Source organism: Terrisporobacter sp. (genome assembly GCF_017888745.1).
Classification (GTDB): Bacteria; Bacillota; Clostridia; order Peptostreptococcales; family Peptostreptococcaceae; genus Terrisporobacter.
Genome location: NZ_JAGHFM010000342.1, coordinates 1 through 2,849 on the forward strand (window position 1 = coordinate 1; position 2,849 = coordinate 2,849).

Annotated in this window: 3 protein-coding genes; all 3 read left to right on the plus strand. The window is 23.8% G+C overall.

Annotated elements, in window-relative coordinates; genetic code table 11:
• A partial coding sequence (locus J7G74_RS15210; RefSeq protein WP_330616601.1) for a hypothetical protein occupies window positions 1-463 on the plus strand: 463 nt, incomplete at its 5' end.
• 125 nt (window positions 464-588) lie between these two features.
• Window positions 589-1,461, plus strand: coding sequence for an ABC transporter ATP-binding protein (locus tag J7G74_RS15215; RefSeq protein ID WP_297136885.1), 873 nt, complete (start codon window positions 589-591; stop codon window positions 1,459-1,461).
• Window positions 1,462-1,464: 3 nt separating this feature from the next.
• A complete protein-coding gene (locus J7G74_RS15220; RefSeq protein ID WP_297136887.1) occupies window positions 1,465-2,736 on the plus strand; it encodes an ABC transporter permease subunit in 1,272 nt (423 codons plus the stop codon).
• Window positions 2,737-2,849 lie beyond the last annotated feature (113 nt).

Below are 2,849 nucleotides of genomic sequence, written 5' to 3' on the forward strand. Positions count from 1 at the left end.
AAATGTATTTTCACTAATTAATGTAAAGGAAAATAATACTTATGATATAGAGATGATTTGTAAATATAATTTGTATCAAGTGGCAGCTCTTAGAATGCTAGTGTTTAGTGTGATTTCCATTTTTTCAAGTATAGTATTTGTATTAGGATTATATAATCAAATAATTTTACTTAGAGGAATTATGATTTCGATTACTTCTATATTTTTATTTTCAGCATTATTTTTATACTCAATTACTAAAATAAAATACTATGCAGCAAGATATATAGTCATAGTAGGTTGGAGTATAGGAAATGGTGTTTTACTTAGATTAAGCTCTAATCAATATTTTGAATTTTTACAATCGCTACCTTTAGTTGTATATGCTTTAGTAAATATAGTATCAATATTTATTTATTTAAAAAATATAAAAATATTATCTAATTATAATAGACCAGTAAAATTAGATTTAAGTAGTATGTAGAGAAAAAATTATACTAATTAAAAAATAAATAAAAATATAAAACTATTTAAAAGGTAAATACGAATAAATATATGAAGAATTTAATTGCAATTAAACATATACTTACAAAATAATGGAGGAAATTCATGTTAACAATAAAAAACATAAGCAAAAATTATGGAGACTTTTGTGCTTTAAAAAATATAAATATGGAATTTGAAAATGGAGTCTATGGTCTTCTTGCACCAAATGGAGCAGGGAAAACTACTTTAATAAAAATGATAGCAACATTAATCTATCCAACTGAAGGAGAAATCCTTTATAAAGGAGAGAATATAATCAATATGGACGATAGATATAGAGAAATACTTGGATATTTACCACAAGACTTTGGATATTATAAAAATTATTCCCCTAATAAATTCCTAATGTATTTAGCTGCATTAAAAGGAATAGAAAAAACTGTGGCTAAGGAAAAAATAAAAAAATTACTAAAATTAGTGGCATTAGAAGATGTGGCTGATAAAAAAATGAAAAAATTCTCAGGAGGAATGTTACAAAGGGTAGGAATAGCACAAGCTCTTTTAAATGATCCTAAGATATTAATTTTAGATGAACCAACAGCAGGTCTAGATCCTAAGGAAAGAGTTAGATTTAGAAATTTACTAAGTGAATTATCTAGGGATAGAATAATAATAGTATCTACTCATATCGTTTCGGATATAGAATTTATATCAAATGAAGTAGTAATGATAAAGGATAAGGAGTTACTTTATAAAGATAACATAGAAAATATTTGTGAAAAAATACATGGTAAGGTATTTGAGACAGAAGTAGAAAATAAAGAATTAATAGATTTTAGGAAAAAATATTTATCTTTATCGGAAAAACAAGAACATGGAAAAGTTAAGGTAAGATTTATTTGTGAAGGTGAGTATGATAAAAATTGGAATTTAGCATATCCAAGTTTAGAAGATGTATTTTTATATGAATATAAAGATGAAGTAGTAGAGGTTTAATTTATGAATATAAAAGTACATGAAATTAAGAAAATTGTATCTTCTCCTGTAATTATTGGACTAACTGTAGTTTTTATTTTATTCAATATAATTACTATAAATCAAAATAAATATATTCAAAGTGATATAAAAATAATAAGTAATATGATTTCAGAGTTTGGATATGAAATAAACGATGAAATGATAAATAATATGAAGGCTAAGTATAAAGATAGTTTGAAGGAGTTAAATAAGATAACGAAGGAAAAGGTAAATAAAACATATAAAAGTGTAAGTGAATTTATGGCTAGTGATGAATACTATTCTAATAACTATGAAGAAGGAGTTTTTACAAAAGATGAATTAGAGTTTTTTTCTCAAGTTGCCTTATTAGAATTATATTCAAATCAAAGTGTAAGCCTAGTTCAGTCTTATGAAGATATAAATATTATGGAAATGGGAGAAAGGGCAATAGAAGCTTATGGATTAAGCGGAGGTGCAGCTCGATTAGCAAGGGAAAATTATAAAGAGTTAGCAAATAGATTTGAAGAGATAAAGGAAAATAAAGAACATAAAAATTTATTTTTCTTAGGACAAACATATAGAATACATTCCTTATTATTTAGGGATATTTTTTCAAAATGTATTTATGAAATCATGATATTAGTAGTTCTTATAACTGCTTATTTAATTAATTTTGAATTTGATAATAAAACTAATTTATTAGTTTATTCTACAAAAAGAGGAAGAAATAATATAAAAGATAAGTTTACAGTATGCATACTTGCATCACTGATAATAAGTAGTATAATTCTAGGAATTACATTATTTTATTACTTTACTATGTTTGATTATAGTGAAGTTTTAAATGTACCAATAACCACAGCTTTTAATTGGGAGTATAATACACCTTATATAAGTTGGTTTAATAATACTTTTATAGAACATTTAATACTAACTGTATTAATAGTTATAGTGTGTGCTGTAATGTTTGTATCAATTTCATTTATAATATGTAGCTTAATAAAAAATAGTTACTTAGTGTTTTTTATATTCTTTATAATATTTGGAATAAGTTTGATGATACCATCTCTAATAAGTAAAAGCTCACCACTTTTATTATATTCTCATTATAATATATTTCAATTAATATGTAATCCGCATATGTGGTTTATGGATATGGAACCTATAATGTTTAAGAACTATGAGCTTATTACGATAGTTACTAATGGTATGGTTATTATTTTAGGAAGCTTATTTACTATAAATAAATTTAAAAAGCAAGATATAAATTAAGGGAGAGATTATGAACATAATTAAAAATGAGATAAAAAAGATATTTAATCCAATAAATATGATTGTAGCGGCTTTAATAACAATTATAATATGGTTTTTATTTATAAGCTTTA

Bases quoted from the DNA above. Each gene is read 5' to 3' on its own strand.
- J7G74_RS15215 (WP_297136885.1), top strand. From the start codon at position 589: ATGTTAACAATAAAAAACATAAGCAAAAATTATGGAGACTTTTGTGCT.
- J7G74_RS15220 (WP_297136887.1), top strand. From the start codon at position 1,465: ATGAATATAAAAGTACATGAAATTAAGAAAATTGTATCTTCTCCTGTA.